Genomic DNA, 19,022 nt, shown 5'->3' with positions numbered 1-19,022 from the left:
GCGGCGCGAATCCCGGTTTGCGACACGAACGCGGCCTACCAGTTGACGCGCGCCGTCAGCGTGATGTTGCGCTCGTCGCCGTAATAGCAGGTGTAGGGGCACGCGGCCACGTAGGTCTTGTTGGCCAGGTTCTTCACGTTCAGCGCGAACTGCCACTTGTCCAGTTGATAGCGCACCGCGGCGTCATACGTGGTGTACGACGGTATCGGCATTTCGTTGATTTCCTGCCGGCCCACATAGCGCACGCCCACGCCCGCGCTCAGGCCCGGCACGGACGAAAACCGGTAGTCCATCCAGAGCGATGCCATGTTGCGAGGAACCGATTCGGGCCGCGCTCCTTCGTTGCCGAAATTGCTTTTGACCACGCGCGCGTCCGTCGTTGCCAGGGCGGCCACCAGGTCCAGTTGCCGGTTCAGGCTGGCCCGGGCCTCGATTTCCGCGCCTTTCGAGCGGACTTCGCCTGTCTGCACCAGGAACCCCACATGATTGGGGTCGCTGGTCAGGACATTGCGTTGGGTGATTTCGTAGAGCGCGAACGTGATCGACGCATCCACGCCCTTGGGTTCGTACTTCAATCCGATCTCGTGCTGCACGCCCGTGGTCGGCTTGAAGGGATTGGCGGCGAAGTCCAGTCCCATCACGGGTTGGAACGACTTGCTGTAGCTGTAGTAGGGCGCCAAGCCGTTGTCGAACAGATACATCAGGCCGACGCGCGGCGTGAAGGCGTGGGAGTTTTGTGCGCCCGTGCCCGGCGTCGACTCGGTACGCACGGAGTCGTAGCGCCCGCCCAGCAGCGCGATCCAGCGTTCGTTGAATTTGATCTGGTCCTGCGCGTAGAAGCCCAGCTGGCGCGTGCTGTCTTCGCCATAACCGGTGGGGCCGAGGTCCGGCCGGGCGCCATAGACGGGGTGGTACAGGTTCAGCGGCGCGATGGAGCCGGATCTCTGGGCGCGCGAGAACTCGTTCTTGCTCCAGTCGATGCCGAACAGCAGCGTGTGTTCAAAGCTGCCGTGGCGCAGCTTGCCCAGCAATTGGTTGTCCACGGCCAGCCCCTTGTCGGTGTCGTACCGCGTCAGGGCATAGCGGGTGGCCAGGGCCGGGTCCGACGCGTCCACGCGCGTGTCTACCCCGGCGTACTGATTGTCGGCCCGCTGCTTGTAGGTCAGCAGATTCTGGCGCACCTTCCAGTCGTCGTTCAGCTTGTGTTCGAGCAGGTAGCCCAGCGTGGCGCCCTTTGTGACATAGCGGTCGAAGTCCGGTTCGCCAACGAAGCGCGTGCGCGAAATGCGGCCGTTGGGGTTGGGCAGCAGGGTGCCTTCCAGGGGCTTGCCCACATCGTAGGGGCTATCGGTGCGGCTGTAGCTGGCCAGGAACGTGATCAGCGTGGCATCGCTGATCTGCCACTCCAGCGCGCCGGCCAGCGAGGTGCGGTCGTTGTTGATGTAGTCGACCATGCTGTCGCTGTTGCGCGCCAGTCCGGTGAGGCGATAGCGGACATTGCCGTCCTCGGTGACCGGACCGCCCAGGTCCATCGCAATTTGCTTCTTGTTCCAGCTTCCGGTCTGCAATTCGAGCTCGCGCAGCGGCTCCGCCGTGGGGCGCTTGCTGACCAGATTGATGATGCCGCCGGGTGCGGCCTGCCCGTACAGGATCGAGGCCGGCCCCTTGAGCAGCTCGATGCGTTCGAAGTTGTAGGGCTCGATGGCGCCACTGAGCGAGTTGATGGGGAACTTGGTGCCGTTCAGGTACAACGGAGCCGCGCCGGTCACGTTGAAGCCACGGATCGTGAAGCCCGTGCCGATGTGCCTGAGCGCCCCGCCTTCCAGCGACTGGACGCTGGCGGTGTAGCCCAATGCCTGGTCCAGGGAGTCCGCCGCCTGCGCGACAACCTGGTCGCGCGGAATCACCGATACGGACTGAGGCGTTTCATGCAGTGCCGTGTCTGTCTTGGTGGCGGTTGCGCTGCGCCGGGCCACAAACCCTTGCACCGGGCCGAAAGCGGATTCCTCGGCAACGCCCGTCACCGTCACCGCGGGCAGGGTCTGCGCGGCGTCCTGGCCCGGCTGACTGCCGGGCACCGGACGCAGGATGTAGCCGCCATTCGGCTGTGGCCGGGCAGCCAGTCCGGTGCCTGCCAGCAGCCTGGCCAGCGCCTCGGGCGCGTCAAAGCTGCCCTGCAAGCCGGGACTGCGCTTGCCCGAGATGTCGGTGGCCGAATAGGACAACATCAACCCGCTTTCGAGGGCGTAGCGGGTCAGGGCGCTTTCCAGCGATCCGGCGGGGATCGCGTAGCTTTTCGCGCTGGCCTGGGCCTGTACGGCATCCGTTCCGGCCGACAGGGCGATGCCCGATGCCGCGAGCCAGAGGGCGCGGCTTGCCGCCAGCGCGAGGGTATTGCGTGCGATGAGGCGCGCGGCGCGCCGAGATTGACGGGGGGGCATGATAGGTCCGGTTTCCGGTGAAAAAATGTGGCTTCTATTAGGTTTGCCACTTGGGAAACGGAAACCCCTCATGTTGGCGCGAAAAATTTTTGGGGTCGATGAATAGCGCGGCGAGTCGAGGCGGCCTGCGCGGCGCTAGGCGTCACGCAGGCGCACGGTGATCCAATAGCGCGTCACCTGGTCGACCTCGATCGGATGCGTCCGGCGCAGCATGTCCAGCACCCGGTCGGTGTCGTCCAGCGGATAGATGCCCGAGACCTTCAGGCGGCCGGCAGCGGGGTCGCAGGCCAGCCGGCCGGGCACATACCGGGCAAGCTCCGCAATGAAGTCGGACAGCGGCATGTCCTGCGCGACCAGCATGCCCACGGACCATGACGCATCGCGCGGGTCCGCCACCCGCGTGGTGCCGACGGCGTCGCGGGTGAACGACGCCTGTTCGCCCGCGTGAATGACGCGCGGCGCATCCGCCTGGTGTTCGGGGCGGATCTCCACGGCGCCCTCGAACACCGCGACGTGGCTGCGGCCAGGGAACTGGCGCACGCCGTAGCGTGTGCCCAGGGCGCGCACGCGGCCTTGCGCCGTTTCCACCAGAAAAGGACGGGCAGGGCGCCCTGCCTGGGATGCCGGGTCGGGCGCGGTGGCGATCAGGATCTGGCCGTGCAGCAGGCGGACCAGGCGCTGCGAGCCGTCAAACCGGACATCGATGGCGCTTGCCGTGTCCAGGTCGATGCGGCTGGCGTCGGCCAGCAGGATGCTCGTGCGTTCTCCGGCTGCAGTGTGGTGATCGGACTGCCAGTCCAGCCAGCCGCGCCACAGGTTATCGCGCGCCAGCCAGGCGCCGCCGCCGGCAAACAGCGCCACCGCCAGCGCCTTGACGGCCTGGCGCCGCGCGGGACGGTTCCGGCCCTCGCGCGTCAGCGCGCCGCGTACGAGCGGCGTGTTCAATCCGCGCAACTGCTGGCCAAAGGTCTCGATGTGCCGCCAGGCGCGCTCGTGGTCGGGGTCTGCCTCGCGCCAGCGCCGGCAGGCCTCGCGCGTGGCGTCGCTGGCGTCGGGCGCCTGCAGGGCGACCAGCCAGTCCACGGCGCGCAGACTGACGCTGGCGGGCAAGGGCGGGCCCTCAAGCTGGGGGAAGGCCGTCGGGCTTGAGTCCGCGGGCGAGTTGGGCATGGGTAAGGGGGCGTTCTTGATACAGGCGGCTGCGGCCGTGCCGATGCTCAGGCGCCGAAGAAGCAAAGGTGCGCGGCCTTAGCGATATAGCGCTGCACGGTGGCCAGGGAGACGTTCAGCGTGGCGGCGATGTCGGCCTGCTTCATGCCTTCCAACTGAGACAGCAGGAACGCCCGGCGCACGGGAGCGGCCAACGTATCCAGGCGGCGGTCCAGTTCGACCAGGGTTTCAAGCAGGATGGCGCGCGTTTCGGGGCCGGGCGTTTCAAGCTCGGGCAGGTCGGCCAGGGTGGCCAGGTAGGCTTCTTCGATCCTGCGGCGCCGCATGAAATTGGACACCACGCCTTGGGCCACGGTGGTGAGCAGCGCGCGCGGCTCGCGCACCTCGACGGTGTCGCCGCGGACCAGCAGGCGCATGAAGGTGTCGTGCGCAAGATCGGCAGCATCGGATGAATTTCCCAGCCGCCGCCGCAGCCATCCTTTCAGCCAGCCATGGTGATTCGCGTACAGGACATCGATGCCCTGTTGCGGCACTGCAAACTCAGTCGCGGACATTCTGCCTCCAGCGCGTCGCGGGGCTGGAGAATCCCGGCACCGTGAAAAATGAGAATCATCCGCATTCTAAGAGAAGCCGCGATGTGACGACAAGCGGCAGCTCACTACCCGGCAGCCGCCAGCCTGAGCACGCTGTGGCGCGTGCTCGGCCGGAGTCTTCACAGGCCGGGAATATCAGCTCTGCCTGGCGAAGCCGCCCGCTGCCCATTCCGACGCCCGCTGCACGTTGAGCTTGTACGTCGGCGGCACGCGGATCTGCGCGAGCTGATCGCCGAATTCGTCGTAGGCGCTGAGCGTGGCATAGGGCTCGTCCTCGTCGGGCACGATGTCCAGCTTGATGGTCAGGCGACCTTCGTCGGTGTCGATCTTCACGCTTTTGTGCAGCGTGGCGTGCAATTGCTGCTCGTGGCGGCGCAGGACTTCGTTGGCCGTCTTGACCAGGGTGTGGAAGGCCGGCGCGTCGAGCGGCTTGGGGTTCTTCTTGTCGCGGCCCATGGTCCACGGGCCGACCAGCGCGGGCTCGGCCTGTCCGTCCAGCGTCATTTCGACGGCCCAGCCGTCGTCGTCTTCGTTCTTGATGACGCGCGCGGTCCAGCCGTCGTCGCGCCAGAGCCTGGCTTCCTGTTCCTTGGGCGCGTCGGAAATATCGGTGTCCGGCGTGGAAGTGTCGTTCACTGCGGTACTGCTCCTGGATTCGTTGATGCGCGGCGATGACGCCGCAGGCCTTGAGGGCGACCCTGCACTGTAGCCTAATGCGCGGGCAGGGCGGGTGGCACGGGTGGCACGGTTGTCACGCAGCGCGGCACGGCGATTGCGCCGTAGGCTATGCCGCGCCAGCTAGATCGCGCACGACTCGGCCCAGGCGCGAAACTGCGTGAGCTCGGGCGAGGGCCTGCGGTAATCCTCCGGCGGCAGCACGAAGTAATAGCTTTGTGCGCCCAGATCCACCGTCAGGTCGAACGGCGCAACCAGGCGGCCTTCGTCCAGTTCCTTCTGCACCAGGGGCTTTTGCGCAATGGCCACGCCGTAGCCTTCCAACGCGGCCTCGTAGGCCAGCGCGGACGACTCGTAGCGCAAGCCGCGCGACACATCGATCTCTGTCAGGCCGGCCGCCCGCAGCCAGATTTCCCAATAGTCGGGCCGCGCCAGCGTATGCAGCAGGATCTCGCCCTTGAGATCCGCGGGCGTGCGCAGCCGGGCGCATTTGTCGGGGATGCAGACCGGCAGCAACTCATTGACCATCAGCTTGTAGCTGACGAGGCCACGCCACCGGCCATCGCCCATGCAGATGCCGGCGTCGACTTCCTCACGCTCGAAATCCGGCGGGTCCACGGCGGTGTGGAGCTTGACGTCGATGTCGGGATATTGGCGGTGAAATCCGGAAAGGCGCGGAAGCAGCCAGCGCATGGCCACGCTGTGCGGCGCCTTGATGACGAACTGGCGCCGGCGCGAGCGCTCGCCCAGTTCGGACGTTGCGCGCTGCAGCCCGCCGAACAACCGCGCGATATCGGCGTGATACCCCGCGCCCATGGTGGTCAGCACGATGCGGCGGTGCTGGCGCAGGAACAGGCGGAGCCCCAGGTGTTCCTCCAGCAGGCGGATCTGGCGGCTGACGGCGGCGGGCGTCACGCTGAGTTCCTCGGCAGCGCTGGTGATGCTGCCCAGGCGGCCGACGACCTCGAAACAGCGCAGCGCATTGAGCGGAGGCAGGGCGGTCATCGCGGCGGTTCGGTTAACAAAAAGTTAAGTGTGCCATAGATAAAGTCGTTTGAACCCCGCCCCGCAAGCGCACAAGATGGCACAGCCGCCTGAGTTCGCGGCCAAGAACAGCACAAGGGGAAATTCATGTTCAGAACGTTGGTTCGACGGATCGGAATGGCCGCCCTCTGCGGCGCCGCGGCGCTGGCCGGAACCGCGGCGGCGGCCGACTATCCGCAGCGGCCCGTCAGCATCGTGGTGCCGACCACGCCCGGCGGCACCGCCGACATTCTTGCCCGCCTGATCGGCCCGCGGCTTGCGCAGCGCTGGGGCCAAGCCGTCGTGGTGGAGAACAAGCCGGGCGCGGGCACCCTCATCGGCGCCGACTACGTGGCCCGCGCCAAGCCCGATGGCTACACCTTGATGCTGACCTTCAACGAACTGGCCACGCTGCCCGCCTTGAATCCGAATGCCAAGCTGGATGTCGAAAATGGCCTGGCGCGTATCGGCAAGATCGGCAGCCTGCCGGTCCTGGTCCTGACCCGGCCCGGCATCGACGATGCCGATCTGGCCACGCTGATCAAACGCTTCCGCGCCGAACCGGGCAAGTACACCTACGCGTCCAACGGCTCAGGTTCGTCGCTGCAGCTATTCACCGAGATCTTCAAGCGCGAGGCCGGCGTGGACGTGATGCACGTGCCTTACCGGGGCGCGCTCGAGGCCTCGATGGCCGCTATCGGTGGCGAGGTCGACCTGCTGGTGCAGTTCGCGTCGGGCAACGTCATCAACCATGTGAAGGGCGGCAAGCTCAACGCCTACGCCGTGGCGTCGCCGCAGCGCCTGGAAGCGCTGCCCGCCGTGCCCGATGCCCCCGAGGCCGGCTTGCCCGGCCTGCGCCTGGAGGCCTGGTACGGACTGTTCGCGCCCGCCGGCCTTCCCGACGACATCAAGCTGAAGATCAACCGCGACCTGAACGAGGTGCTGGCCGAACCCGCGATCCAGGAGCGCTTAAAGGGCATCAATCTGCTGGTGCAGCCGGGCACGCCGGCCGAATTCGATACGTTCTTCCGCGCCGAATATGCCCGATGGAGCGCATTAATTCGGACCCTCGGCATCAAAAGCAGCGAATAAATGCAGCGAATCAATGCCGCGAAATAATGCCGCGAATAAGACCACCGGAGCCACCCCTTGACCTACGATCCCAGCACCCACACCGCGCTGACGTTTCATGACGCCCGCGCCAACTTTGCCGACCGCCGCGACACGCCACGGGATTACCTGGAACGCTGCCTGGAGGTGATCGCCACGCGGGAGGGCCAGCTCAAGGGCTGGGTCGTCCTGAACGAAGCGGGCGCGCGCGCCGCGGCCGACGCCAGCGCCCAGCGCTACCGAGACGGCCGTCCGCTTTCGGCGATCGACGGCATGCCCGTCGGCATCAAGGACCTGATCGAAACGCGCGACATGCCGACGCAGATGGGCTGCGCCGCCTTTGACGGCAACTTCCCCAAGAACGACAGCGCCGTCGTGCGCGCGCTGCGCGATGCCGGCGCGATCATTCTGGGCAAGACGGTCACCACGGCGCTGGGGTTTCTCGACCCCGGTCCGACGACCAATCCGTTCGATCCCCGCCGCACGCCGGGCGGCTCGTCCAGCGGGTCGGCCGCCGTCGTGGGCGCCAATATGGTTCCCATGGCCATCGGCTCGCAGCTCGTGGGCTCCGTCCTGCGGCCCGCCAGCTACAACGGCAACTGGGCCTTGAAGCCGACGTTCGGCGCGCTCAATCGCGGCGAGCGGCTGGGGCTGAGCCAGGCCCATATCGGCATCCACGCCAATTCCGTCGAGGACATGTGGACGGCGGCCGCCGAAATCGCTCAGCGCGCGGGCGGCGACCCGGGACATCCGGGCCTGTATGGTCCGCTGCATCCGCCGGCAGCCCAAAAGCCCACGCGGCTGGTCGCGCTGGAAACCGAGGGCTGGGCGCGCGCGGAACCGAATGCCCGTGCGGCGTTCGAGGCCAGCCTGGACAAGCTGTCCGGGCAGGGCGTGACGATCCTCCGGCGCGGCGATTCGCTGCTGGTCGACGCACTGGAGCGCGCCATCTCGCAAGCGGCGCCCCTGTCGCTGCGGCTGATCTCGTGGGAGCAGCGCTGGTCATTGGCCAATCTGGTCGCCAACCATCCGAACACGCTGGGTCCCAGCCTGGTGCGGCAACTGGAAAGCGGGCGCGGCATGACGCTGGCCGAGTACCGCGAATGCCTGCTGCTGCGTGAACACGCGCGCCAGTGCCTGGCGGCCCTGGCCACGCAGTGCGATGCGCTCGTCAGTCTGAATGCCTGCGGCGCGGCGCCCATCGCGGCGGACATCCGCGACAGCAAATACCCGACGGGCGACGTTTCCTTTGCGTGCGCGTCGTCACTGCTGGGCGCGCCCGCGATCAACGTGCCGCTGATGGCCGTCGATGGCTTGCCTCTGGGGTTGCAGGTGATGGGGATGGCGCATGGCGATGCCGAGATCACCGGCATCGGGACGTGGATCCATCAGTCATTGCGGCCTGCGCGCTGAGCCGCTGCCGGCGGGGCCGGGTCGGCGCGGCAAACAGACCCGGCCGGCGTGAGCGATTGATCACGCCGACCTCTCTCGCCGATTGATCGCGTCCACGGGATCTCGCCGGCTGATCACGCAGGCTGAGCCTGCGCGCGATGGCGGACCGCGTTGTCCAGGTCGGCAATCGGCGCAAGCAGGCCCCGGTCGAATTCCTCCTGTGGCTGGCCGGTGCGCAGTCTGGCCGGCCAGTCGGCATGCGTGAGCGCGCCGCGTCCCAGCGAAACGAAGTCCGCCTCCTGCCGGGCGATCAGGCCTTCGGCCCGCGTGGCGTCATGCAACGAACCATTGGCCAGCACCGGCACCGGGACATGCTTGCGCGCCAGCGCCGCCAGGCTTGGACCGTCCTCGCCGAATGCGGGGCGCCAGGCCTCGAACTCGGTGGTGTGCAGGTAATCGATGGGCTGCGTGCCCAACGTGCTGAAGATCCGCGCGGCCTCGTTCTGGCCGCCCGTCCTCTTGTGGGTGAAGTCGTTGACCTTGCCCTGCGAACTGCGCACGCCCACGACAAAGTCCGCTGTCGTCGACTGCCGCACCGCCTGGATTACGTCCAAGGTCAGACGCAGGCGGTTTTCCACGCTGCCGCCGTAGCGATCCTCGCGCAGGTTGGTGTGGGCAGTGAGGAACTGATCAAGCAGATAGCCGTTGGCGCCGTGTATCTCCACGCCGTCGAATCCCGCCGCCTGCGCCCGGCGCGCCGCCTGCGCAAAGCCGTCGACCGCCTCGGCAATCTCATCGATCGTCATCGCTTCCGGCATCCGGTAAGGCCCTTGGCCGCGGTAGAAGGTCATCTGCTGTCCCGCCGGCTGCACGGCCGAAGGTCCCTTGGTCCGGGACCGATGCGGATTGCCCTGCGACAGCGCGCCCGCATGCATCAGCTGCGCAATGATGCGGCCACCCCGCGCATGCACACGGTCCACCACGGGTTGCCATGCCTCACGCTGCGCATCGTCCGCCAGACCGGGCTGGAACAGGTAGCCCTGCGCATGCGCCTTGTCCGTATAGATGCCTTCGGTAATCACCAGGCCAAAGCCGCCAGCGGCGAAGGCCTCGTAGTAGTCGGCCATCTGCGCCGTGGCTCGGCCGTCCGCCGTGGCGCTGACGCGTGTCATGGGCGCGACGGCCAGCCGGTTGGGCAGGTTCAGCGCGCCCACGCGCAGCGGCGTGAACAGCATGGCGGGAAGCGTCGGCGCGTCGGTCTGCAGACGATTGTCGAGCGTGGTCATGTCACTGGCCCTCCGGTTGGCGGACCGCCGCGATGGCTTCGATCTCGATCATCGCGGCCGGATCGTACAGGGCCTTGATTTCGGCAATGGTGTCGGCCGGGTAGGGCGCCGAGAAGAACTTGCGGCGCAGCGCCACCACGTCGTCGAAATGCCCCATATCGGTGACAAAGATCGTGACCTTGATGACGTCTTTCAAGCTGGAACCGCCGGCTTCCAGCGCGCGGCGCAGGTTCTGGAAGGCCTGCGCGCCTTGCGCCAGAAAGCCGCCGTCCACGATCTTCCCATCGTCGGCGGCGCCTGCCTGACCCGATATGAAGAGCAGATTGCCGAACTGGATGCCTTGCGACAGCAGGAAAGGCGCGTAGTTGTCGGGCTGCGTGATGACTTGTTTGAGCATGATGCGAATTCCTTCATCTATGGCCGGCGGGGTTGGAGGAGTGAGATGCCGGCGAGTGAAGACAATGTAGGTCGGTGTCGAACCGGTGACAAAGGTTCGTTTGTCAGCTATAAGACGAGAAAAACTCATCCATAGGCAACCACCGATGCAACGCCGATCCCTTCCGCTGTCTGCGCTGCGCGCGTTCGAAGCCGCCGCCCGTCTGGGCAGCTTCAAGGCCGCCGCCGAGGAACTTGCCGTCACCCCGACTGCCGTCAGTCATCAGATCCGCGCGCTTGAAGCCGGGACGGGTCTCGCGCTGTTCGATCGCCAGGTGCGCAAGGTCACGTTGACCGAAACCGGGTCGCAGCTGTATCCCGTGCTGCGCGACGGCTTCGACAAGTTCGAGGCGACCTTGGCGCGGCTGACGCAACAGCGCACGCGGGCGCAGGTCAGCATCTCGGCCACCAATGCCTTCACCGTGAAGTGGCTGGTGCCGCGCATGGCCGATTTCCGCCGCCAGCATCCCGACATCGACCTTCAATTGCAGGCGAGCGACGACCTTGTCGATCTGCGCTCGTCCTCGGTTGATATCGCGATCCGGTATGGGCGGGGTCCGTATCCCGGGCTGGCGACGCAGCCGTTGTTCACCGATCGATTCGGCCCGGTCGCCAATCCGCGCCTGGGGGTTGTCTCGCCGGACGATCTGGGGCGGGTGCCGTTGATCCGCTTCGACTGGAAACGCGCGCAACCCGAAAACCCGACGTGGGAGCGCTGGTTTGCGGTGGCCGGGCGTCCGCTGCCGCCCGAGGCCGGGCAGTTGCGGTTTTCAGATGAAGGGCACGCCATACAGGCGGCGGTGGCGGGGCACGGGATTGCGTTGGTCAGCCTGGCGCTGGTGGACGATGAGCTGCGGGCAGGGCATCTGGTGCAGCCGTTCGGGCCCGAGATCGAGGGGCATACGTATCACCTGGCGATGTTTGGGGAGCGGGACGCGTCGGTGGCCGTGCAGGCGGTGGCGGGGTGGCTGCGGGCGCAGGTGTGAATTCTTATAGCGCAGCCTGGGCAGGCGAGGCCGGCTTGCGGCGCATTTCAACCACCTGCGCCGCGCCGACTGCACGCGCGCGCAACTGGCCACAGCCGCCATCCACGTCCTGCCCGGCGCTGTTCCTGACCTTGGCCAGCACGCCACGGCCGTGCAGATGGCGGACGATCTCGCGGATGCGCTCGGCATCAGGGCGCTGGTAGTCATCGCCCTCGAGGCTATTGAACGGGATGACGTTCAGCACACCGTACTTGCCCTTGAGCAGACGCACGACGGCATCGAGTTCGTCGTCGCCGTCGTTGATGCCCTTGAGCAGCGTCCATTGATACTGGATCGGGTAATCCGTGTCGCGAGCGTATTGCTCGCCCAGTTCAATGAGCGCTTCGGGCGCGATCTTCGGCGCGCGCGGCAGCAGGTGTGCACGCAGGTCGGCCTTGGTCGTGTGCAGCGACAGCGCCAGCGCCGGTTTGACGCGTTGTTTCGGCAGGGCGTCGAACACCCGCTGATCGCCCACGGTCGAGAACACGAGGTTCTTGTGGCCGATATTGCCTTCCGTGCCCAGCAGGTCGATGGCTTCGAGCACGTTGTCCAGGTTGTGCGCGGGTTCGCCCATGCCCATGAAGACAACCTTCTTCACCGCACGCTGACGCCGCGCCAGCACGACCTGGGCAAGGATTTCCATGCTCGTGACCTGGCGGATCAGCCCGCTCTTGCCGGTCATGCAGAAGCGGCAGCCGACCGCACAGCCGACTTGCGTGGAAACGCAAAGCCCATCGCGCGGCAACAGCACGCTTTCCACCATCTGCCCGTCGGCCAGTTCGACAAGCAATCGCGAGCCGTCGCTGCCCGCGTGTTCGGAGCGGATCCGGGCAAGACCGTCCAGTTCCGCCGTCACCTCGGGAATGGCGTCACGTAGAGCCAGAGGCAAGAATTGCTCGGCGCTACGCCGCCGGGTGCCGGTGTCGAGCGCTTGCCCGTTCAACCAGACGCGCACGACCCGCCCACGGTGAACGGGCAGGGCGCCAAGAGCGGTGAGGCGATGGGTGAAGTCGGAAAAGCGCATGGGGGGCGGATTTTACTCTGCCTCGACCCGGTTCCGGCCCGCCCGCTTGGCTTGATACAGTTTGGCGTCAGCCCGCCGATACATGACTTCCCAGGACTCGGCGCGATCCGTGTGCGCCACGCCCGCGCTGATCGTGACTGGCGCTTCGTCGCTCGGATCCCGCACGCTCTGTTCAACGGCTGCGCGCAGGCGCTCCGCGCAGCGCAGGGCCTCGGGCGGCTCGGTGGCCGGCAGGTAGATGCCGAATTCCTCGCCGCCAATGCGCCCGAGCAAGTCGTGCTTGCGCACCGCGTCGTTGAGGGCCTTGGCCACTTGCGTGAGCACTATGTCTCCGCTTTGGTGGCCATGCAGGTCGTTGATGCGTTTGAAGTTGTCGACATCGCAGACGATGAGCGCCACCGCAGCGTTGCCATTCGATATGAGCGATCGGACGCGCGCTTCGAAGCCCCGCCGGTTATAGACGCCGGTCAGCCAATCCTTGTCGCCTTCCTTGCGGACGTCGTCAATGGCGTCGGCGGCGATCGCAACCAGCAGCGTGAGCGCCAGCGCGACGCTGAATACCGCAAGCGAAAGCTGCAACATCTGCCAAAACGGCGAGTCGGCAAAGGCAAGGGCGCCTTGTGGCGCCAGCGTCCCCATACTGAGCAGTGTGCGCGGCAGAAAATGCAGGCCGAAAAGCAACACGACAAAGAAAAGCGCCTTGTCGATCGGACGCTGACGAGAAGATCGCCGCATGCGCCACGCGGCAAAGCAGAACAGCAATCCGAAGCCCGCATTCAGCACATAGACGCGGACGAGCAGGTTGCGATCGATGTAGAAGAAGTACCAGAGCGCGCCCATGATGGCCGCCGCATACAGGCCAAATGCAGCCCAGGGCACGCGAATGCGTGCGCGTTCGAGAACGCCCTGCACCACCAGACATCCTGCAGCCGTGTATAGAAAACCCGAGACGAGCGCATTGAGACCCGTGTCGCGGGGCACGTACAGGACTTGTGAAATCGCCCCACAGGCAAATGTCATACAGCCTGCGGCAAGGTGCAGCAGGAAGCGTTTGCGCTGGAAGAAGAACCAGATGGCAAGGAAGGTAAGTCCGAAGATCAGCAGCAGTGCTGGCGCGATCAATGACAACGTCACTCGGACTTGCGAACCTACCATCGGGGCCTCGGGCGAAGCAGCGGCGCGTCTTGCGCGCGGGCCAAATTTCGAGAGTTAACGGTGTCCGAAGGGCGACCTCCGCAGGCCGCCCTCCGTATCCCAAAGTGGCTGGAGTTTACGATAGGGCCGGCCCGGGGCGCCTGCGCTTCCCCCCAGCGCTATCTGTCCTTCGCGCTCACCAGCACCGGCTTGTCCCGCCATGCATCCGGAAACGTCTTCGCCAGGTTCTCCACCTTTGGTACATCGTTGATCACGATGTACATGCTGTTCGGATTGCGCACCAGATAGTCCTGGTGATAGTCCTCAGCCGGATAAAACGCCTGCAGCGGTTCGATGGTGGTTGCCAGCGGCTTCGGATACACCCCTGTTTTGTTCAACTGCGCAATATAGGCCTCGGCCACCTTTCGCTGGCTGTCGTTGGCGGGAAACACGGCGGATCGGTATTGCGTGCCGTGATCCGGCCCCTGGCGGTTGAGCTGGGTGGGATCATGCGCGACCGAGAAATAGATCTGCAGCAGCTGTCCGTAGCTGACCTGTTTGGGGTCGTAGGTGATCTCCACCGCTTCCGCATGGCCGGTCCGGCCGCTGCTGACCGCGTTGTAGTTGGCGGTGTTGGCCTGGCCGCCGGCGTAGCCCGAGACGGCGTTGCTGACGCCCTTGACGTGTTGGAAGACGGCTTGCACGCCCCAGAAGCAGCCGCCGGCGATGACGGCTTTTTCCTGCGTGGCGGGTGCCGTGGCAGCGTTTGCGGGCTGCTCCGCAGCGGGCGGGGGAATGATGAAGGCGCGTTCGGCGGCGGGCGCAGCAGTCGAGACGATCAGGCCGCCCGCTGTGGCAAGTGCGGCGCAGAGACGGCGGAGGATGGGGGGCTTGGACATGATGTCGGGTCCTTGTAGCGATGCGGTGGCGGATCAGGCTTGCGGGGTGAAGGTCATGGCCACGCCGTTCATGCAGTAGCGCAGGCCGGTGGGTCGAGGGCCGTCGTCGAACACGTGCCCCAGGTGGCCGCCGCAGTTGGCGCAATGCACGGCGGTGCGGGTCATCCCGAAGCTGCGGTCGCGGGTCTCGCCGACGGCGCCGGGCAGGGGCTGCCAAAAGCTGGGCCAGCCGGTGCCGCTATCGAACTTGGTGGACGACGAGAACAAGGGGTGTTCGCAGCCCGCGCAGGCGAAGGTGCCGTTGCGGTGTTCGTCGTTGAGCGGGCTGGAGTAGGGCCGTTCCGTGCCGTCGCGGCGCAGCACCTGGTATTGCTCGCGCGTCAGGCGCTCTTGCCATTGGGCGTCGGTGAGGGTGTAGGGAAAGCTGGCTGCGGGCGCGGCGGCTTGCGCCGGGCCGCTGCGGGTGACCAGCAGCGGGGCGATGCCCACGGCGGCTGCCGCGGCGCCGCCCAGGCCAAGGAAGTGTCTGCGTGTGAGGTTCATGGCGAGTTCCGTGCGAATGGTTCGAGCCGGGGGCCGGCGGGCGCGGCCCCGGCGCGAGCGTTACTTCTGCATGCCGTCCTTGCTCATCCCGTCCTTCGACATGCCGCCTTTCGACATGCCGTCCTTGGACATCGAATCGCGGGACATGGAATCCTTTGACATCGACCCCTTGGACATGCCATCGCGCGACATCGAATCCTTTTTCATCCCATCGTGCGACATGCCGTCCTTCTTCATGCCGTCCTGCGCCGGCGCTTCCTTGGACATGCCGCTTTTGCTCATGCCTTCCTTGCCCATGGTGTCGGCAGCGTAAGCGGCCGTGGCGCCGAGGGCCAGGCACACGGACAATGCGGCGGTGGTGAGTTTGTTCATGATGCGTTCCTTTTGACAGTGAAAAACAGCGGGAAATCACCTAGCTGCCGCCGAACCAGTTGTAGCCCTGGTCCTCCCAGTAACCGCCCGGGTAGGTGTTGGTGACGAAAATCGCCTGGATGTGCTTGGGGTTCTTGTAGCCAAGCTTGGTGGGCATGCGCAGCTTCATGGGAAAGCCGTATTCGGGGGGCAGCGTCCGGCCGTCGTACGTGAGGGCCAGGATGGTCTGCGGGTGCAGCGCGGTGGGCATGTCGATGCTGGTGTAGTAGTCGTCGGCGCACTTGAAGCCGACGTACTTGGCCGACAAGTCGGCGCCCACGCGATTCAAGAATGCCGAGAACGGCACGCCGCCCCATTTGCCGATGGCGCTCCAGCCTTCGACGCAGATGTGCCGCGTGACCTGATCCACCTGCGCCATGGCGCGCAGTTCGTCCAGCCGCCAGCGGCGCTTGTCGGCCACCATGCCGGTGACCTCCAGCCGGAACGATGCCTCGTCCACCTGCGGCACATCGTCGATGCCGTAGAAGGCATTGAAGGGAAACGGCCGGGTGATCATGGATTCGGGATAGGTCGGCGCGAGCTTGGCCGGGTCGAAGATCCAGCCCTGCACACGGTCGTTGAAGCGGGAGACGGCCGAGAGCGCGTGTTCGACGCTTTCGTCGTCGGACAGCGAGCACCCGGACAACATGGCCAGGCCGCCCAGCGTCAGGCCGCGGCGCAGGAAAGCGCGGCGCGAGGGCTGCTCGACGCGTTTGTCCAGCAGCTTTCCGGCTTCGCGCAGGATGGCCGGGGCGTCCAGGCCCGGCAGGAGGCGGCGTTTTTCGGTCATGGCGGGTTCCTTATTTGCCGCGGATCATGGTGAGCAGGCTGCGGGGCACCAGGGCGACCATCGCCAGGTGCACGGCGACAAAGCCGGCCAGCAGGGCCATCGCGAAGAAATGCACGCGCCGTGCGGCTTCATAGCCGCCCATCAGGTCGCGCAGCAGGTCGAATTGCACGGACTTCCACAGCACGAGTCCGGACAGGATCAGCACGGCGATGTCGGCCATCACGAAGAGGTAGGCCAGGCGCTGGACGTGGTTGTAGCGGCGCGGGTCGGCGTGCGAGAGCCTGCCGCGCAGCGCGGCCAGCAGGTCGCGCGCTACGCCGCCGGGGCTGACCGGCAGGAATTTGCGCCACAGGCGGCCGGTGGCGACGTTCAGCGCCAGGTAGAGCAGGCCATTGGCAAACAGCAGCCACATGCCCGCAAAGTGCCATTGCAGCGCGCCGCCCAGCCACCCGCCCAGCGTGATGCCGTTGGGAAAGGTGAAATCGAAAAAGGGCGCGGCGTTGTAGATGCGCCAGCCGCTCATGACCATGACGACGACGGCCAGCGCGTTCAACCAGTGCGTCACGCGCAGCCAGCGGGGGTGGATGACGGGAGAAATAGCCGGAGGCGCCGGCTGGCTGGTCCGTTTTTTCGCGGCGGACTCGGGGGCGGTGGACGGTGGCGCGGCGGGCGACAGCGCGGACGCCGGCGGGGCAAGCGGCGTATTGTTGAGGGCGGGTCGGGCCAGCATGGCGGTCTCCGGTGGGCTGTCGATGGAGGCATTCTTCCTCCTGGCCCATACCGAAGTCCTCACGCAAAGTTAAATTAATCGTTAACTTTGCCCCGCGCCGATTGGCGACAATAGGCGCATTGATCACGCCCCAGGTTGCCCCATGGATACGCCCCGCCGCGTACTGATAGTTGAAGACGACGCCCACATCGCGGAACTGCTGCGCCTGCATCTGCGCGACGAGGGCTACGCGGTCGAGCACGCGGCCGACGGCAACGCGGGCATGCGCCTGCTGGAAGAAGGCGGCTGGGACGCGCTGGTGCTGGACCTGATGCTGCCCGGCATCGACGGCCTGGAAATCTGCAAGCGGGCGCGCGCGATGGCGCGCTACATCCCCATCATCATCACCAGCGCCCGGTCCAGCGAGGTGCACCGCATCCTGGGCCTGGAATTGGGCGCGGACGACTATCTGGCCAAGCCGTTTTCGATGCTGGAACTGGTGGCGCGCGTGCGGGCGCTGCTGCGCCGCAGCGACGCCATCGAGCGCAATGCGCGCCAGGACGCTGGCAGTCTGGCCGTGCATGGCGTGTCGATCGATCCGATCGCCCGCACGGTCGATGTCGACGCCCGCCGGCTGGATCTGACGCCGCGCGAGTTCGATCTGCTGCATTTCTTTGCGCGGCATCCGGACAAGGTGTTTTCGCGCATGGACCTGCTGAACCAGGTGTGGGGCTATCAGCACGAAGGCTATGAGCACACGGTCAATACCCACATCAACCGGCTGCGCACCAAGATCGAGGCCGACCCGTCCAACCCGCAGCGCATCCTGACGGTCTGGGGCCGCGGCTACAAGTTTGCGGCGGCGCCCGGGGTGCAGCCATGAAGCGATTCACGTTGACCCAGCGCCTGTCCGGCGTGTTTGCGCTGCTGCTGTTGGCGTGCTGCGGCGCGTCCGCGTGGCTGCAGATCGCGGCCAACTCGCGCTACGAGCAGGAGGTCGTGCAGCGGCTGTCCAGCGGCCTGGCGCAACACATCGCGGGGTCCACCGAACTGATGGACGCCGGCGGCTGGAAGCCGGATGCCGTGCGCTCGATGTTTGACATGCTGATGACGGTGAACCCGGCGGTCGAGGTCTATCTGCTGTCCAACGATGGCCGCATCGTCGGCGACGCCGCGCCGCCCGGACAGATCAAGCGTGATCGCGTCGACCTGGCGCCGGTCAAGCGCCTGCTGGCCGGCGGCATGCTGCCCATCACGGGCGATGATCCGCGCAGCCTTGACGCGCAAAAGGTGTTCAGCGCGGCGCCGGTGCGCGTGGATGGCCGCGAACAGGGGTATGTCTACGTGGTGTTGCAGGGCCAGGCGCATGATGCGCTGGCGATGGACGTGTCGCGCACGTCGGTGCTGCGCACGACGCTGTGGTCGATTGCGCTGGTGGCCTTGCTGGGGCTGGTGGCGGGGCTGGCGGCGTTTGCGCTCATCACGCGGCCGTTGCGGTCGCTGACGCGCGCGGTGCGCGCCTTTGACGGCGACGACGGCCAGGCGCTGGCCGCTCTGGAACAGCCGGCCGATCAGGCGGCGCGCAACGGCGACGAGATCGCGGTGCTGCGGCGCACGTTTGCGCAAATGGGCCGGCGGATCTCGGATCAGTGGCGCGAGCTGACGCGCCAGGACCAGCAGCGCCGAGATCTGGTGGCCAACATTTCGCACGACCTGCGCACGCCGCTGACGTCGTTGCATGGCTATCTGGAAACGCTGCGCCTGAAGGACGAGACGCTTGATCCCGCCGAACGCCGCCGCTATCTGGACATCGCGCTGGCGCAAAGCCGCAAGGTCGGCCGGCTGGCGCAGGAACTCTTCGAACTGGCGCGGCTGGAGTCCGGGCTGGTGCGCCTGGAACCCGAGACGTTTTCGCTGCCGGAGCTGGTGCAGGACGTGATGCAAAAGTTCGAGCTGGCGGCCGAGGCGCGTCAGCAGCATCTGACCACGGACATTGCGCAGGCGCTGCCGCCGGTGCGCGCGGACCTGGGACTGATCGAACGCGTGCTGACGAACCTGCTGGACAACGCGATCCGGCATAGCCCGCCGGGCGGACAGATTGCATTGCAACTTGGCCTGTCGCGCAACCGGGTGCAGGTCCAGGTCAGCGATTCAGGGACGGGCATTCCGCAGGCGTTGCGCGCCGGGCTGTTCACGCGGGCGTCGGCGCTGAACCGCGGGCCGGGCGAGGCCGGCGGACTGGGACTGGTCATCGTGCAGCGGATTCTGCAACTGCACCAGAGCGAGATCCGGCTGGTGGACGCAGCAGGGGGCGGGGCGGTGTTTCAGTTTGAACTGGCGACGGCGACACAAGGGTAGGCGG

At 66.4% G+C, this 19,022-nt stretch carries 19 protein-coding genes; 5 read left to right on the top strand and 14 right to left on the bottom strand.

The window, feature by feature from the left end:
• Nucleotides 1–35: 35 nt before the first annotated feature.
• The 5 genes from HV681_RS04240 to HV681_RS04220 form a co-directional block, all read right to left on the bottom strand.
• Nucleotides 36–2,441: a TonB-dependent siderophore receptor gene (locus HV681_RS04240; protein WP_175121853.1), complete on the bottom strand. Its 2,406-nt coding sequence runs from the start codon at nt 2,439–2,441 to the stop codon at nt 36–38.
• A 135-nt stretch (nt 2,442–2,576) separates the two neighbouring features.
• Nucleotides 2,577–3,611 (bottom strand): FecR domain-containing protein, encoded by a 1,035-nt coding sequence (locus HV681_RS04235; protein WP_175121852.1) that lies wholly within the window; start codon nt 3,609–3,611, stop codon nt 2,577–2,579.
• 47 nt (nt 3,612–3,658) lie between these two features.
• Nucleotides 3,659–4,165, bottom strand: a complete 507-nt coding sequence (locus HV681_RS04230; RefSeq protein ID WP_175121851.1) for a sigma-70 family RNA polymerase sigma factor — start codon at nt 4,163–4,165, stop codon at nt 3,659–3,661.
• A gap of 174 nt (nt 4,166–4,339) precedes the next feature.
• Nucleotides 4,340–4,840, bottom strand: coding sequence for a hypothetical protein (locus HV681_RS04225; protein WP_175121850.1), 501 nt, complete (start codon nt 4,838–4,840; stop codon nt 4,340–4,342).
• 162 nt (nt 4,841–5,002) lie between these two features.
• Nucleotides 5,003–5,884 carry a LysR substrate-binding domain-containing protein gene (locus tag HV681_RS04220; protein ID WP_175121849.1) on the bottom strand — a complete coding sequence of 294 codons (882 nt, stop codon included), beginning with the start codon at nt 5,882–5,884 and terminating at the stop codon, nt 5,003–5,005.
• Nucleotides 5,885–6,040: 156 nt separating this feature from the next.
• On the opposite strand from HV681_RS04220, the gene HV681_RS04215 reads away from it, so the two are divergent.
• Together HV681_RS04215 and HV681_RS04210 are read left to right on the top strand one after the other, a co-directional pair.
• On the top strand, nt 6,041–6,994 hold the full coding sequence (locus HV681_RS04215) for a tripartite tricarboxylate transporter substrate binding protein (protein WP_175121848.1): 954 nt from the start codon (nt 6,041–6,043) through the stop codon (nt 6,992–6,994).
• 57 nt (nt 6,995–7,051) lie between these two features.
• Nucleotides 7,052–8,425, top strand: a complete 1,374-nt coding sequence (locus HV681_RS04210) for an amidase (protein WP_175121847.1) — start codon at nt 7,052–7,054, stop codon at nt 8,423–8,425.
• A gap of 113 nt (nt 8,426–8,538) precedes the next feature.
• Here the strand turns inward: HV681_RS04210 and HV681_RS04205 are convergent, their stop codons facing one another.
• Both HV681_RS04205 and HV681_RS04200 read right to left on the bottom strand, forming a co-directional pair.
• Nucleotides 8,539–9,690, bottom strand: a complete 1,152-nt coding sequence (locus HV681_RS04205; protein WP_175121846.1) for an oxidoreductase — start codon at nt 9,688–9,690, stop codon at nt 8,539–8,541.
• A gap of 1 nt (nt 9,691) precedes the next feature.
• The gene (locus HV681_RS04200) at nt 9,692–10,087 is read right to left on the bottom strand and encodes a RidA family protein (protein WP_175121845.1); all 396 of its coding nucleotides are present in this window, start codon (nt 10,085–10,087) and stop codon (nt 9,692–9,694) included.
• Between the two features lie 145 nt (nt 10,088–10,232).
• Here HV681_RS04200 and HV681_RS04195 point away from each other — a divergent pair, with 145 nt between their 5' ends.
• Complete coding sequence (locus HV681_RS04195) at nt 10,233–11,111, top strand: LysR substrate-binding domain-containing protein (RefSeq protein WP_175121844.1); 879 nt, start codon at nt 10,233–10,235, stop codon at nt 11,109–11,111.
• A 4-nt stretch (nt 11,112–11,115) separates the two neighbouring features.
• Here HV681_RS04195 and HV681_RS04190 read toward each other — a convergent pair whose 3' ends face one another.
• The 7 genes from HV681_RS04190 to HV681_RS04160 all read right to left on the bottom strand — a co-directional run bounded on the left by HV681_RS04190 (nt 11,116) and on the right by HV681_RS04160 (nt 16,681).
• Nucleotides 11,116–12,174, bottom strand: a complete 1,059-nt coding sequence (locus HV681_RS04190) for an RNA methyltransferase (RefSeq protein WP_175121843.1) — start codon at nt 12,172–12,174, stop codon at nt 11,116–11,118.
• 12 nt (nt 12,175–12,186) lie between these two features.
• A complete protein-coding gene (locus tag HV681_RS04185; protein ID WP_217467821.1) occupies nt 12,187–13,308 on the bottom strand; it encodes a GGDEF domain-containing protein in 1,122 nt (373 codons plus the stop codon).
• 179 nt (nt 13,309–13,487) lie between these two features.
• Nucleotides 13,488–14,207 carry a peptide-methionine (S)-S-oxide reductase MsrA gene (gene msrA / locus HV681_RS04180; RefSeq protein ID WP_175121841.1) on the bottom strand — a complete coding sequence of 240 codons (720 nt, stop codon included), beginning with the start codon at nt 14,205–14,207 and terminating at the stop codon, nt 13,488–13,490.
• A 33-nt stretch (nt 14,208–14,240) separates the two neighbouring features.
• Entirely contained in the window at nt 14,241–14,750 is a 510-nt protein-coding gene (gene msrB, locus HV681_RS04175) for a peptide-methionine (R)-S-oxide reductase MsrB (RefSeq protein WP_175121840.1), read from the bottom strand.
• Between the two features lie 60 nt (nt 14,751–14,810).
• On the bottom strand, nt 14,811–15,122 hold the full coding sequence (locus tag HV681_RS04170) for a pentapeptide MXKDX repeat protein (RefSeq protein WP_175121839.1): 312 nt from the start codon (nt 15,120–15,122) through the stop codon (nt 14,811–14,813).
• Between the two features lie 40 nt (nt 15,123–15,162).
• On the bottom strand, nt 15,163–15,951 hold the full coding sequence (locus HV681_RS04165; protein ID WP_175121838.1) for a molybdopterin-dependent oxidoreductase: 789 nt from the start codon (nt 15,949–15,951) through the stop codon (nt 15,163–15,165).
• A 10-nt stretch (nt 15,952–15,961) separates the two neighbouring features.
• The gene (locus HV681_RS04160) at nt 15,962–16,681 is read right to left on the bottom strand and encodes a cytochrome b/b6 domain-containing protein (protein WP_175121837.1); all 720 of its coding nucleotides are present in this window, start codon (nt 16,679–16,681) and stop codon (nt 15,962–15,964) included.
• Between the two features lie 142 nt (nt 16,682–16,823).
• Here HV681_RS04160 and HV681_RS04155 point away from each other — a divergent pair, with 142 nt between their 5' ends.
• Nucleotides 16,824–17,543, top strand: a complete 720-nt coding sequence (locus tag HV681_RS04155) for a response regulator transcription factor (RefSeq protein ID WP_175121836.1) — start codon at nt 16,824–16,826, stop codon at nt 17,541–17,543.
• A complete protein-coding gene (locus tag HV681_RS04150) occupies nt 17,540–19,018 on the top strand; it encodes a sensor histidine kinase (RefSeq protein ID WP_175121835.1) in 1,479 nt (492 codons plus the stop codon). Before HV681_RS04155 ends, HV681_RS04150 begins: the two co-directional genes overlap by 4 nt.
• Nucleotides 19,019–19,022 lie beyond the last annotated feature (4 nt).

Origin of the sequence: Achromobacter animicus, from assembly GCF_902859585.1 — a bacterium.
Taxonomy (GTDB): Bacteria; Pseudomonadota; Gammaproteobacteria; order Burkholderiales; family Burkholderiaceae_B; genus Achromobacter; species Achromobacter animicus.
This window is presented reverse-complemented; position numbering and strand designations above follow the sequence as displayed.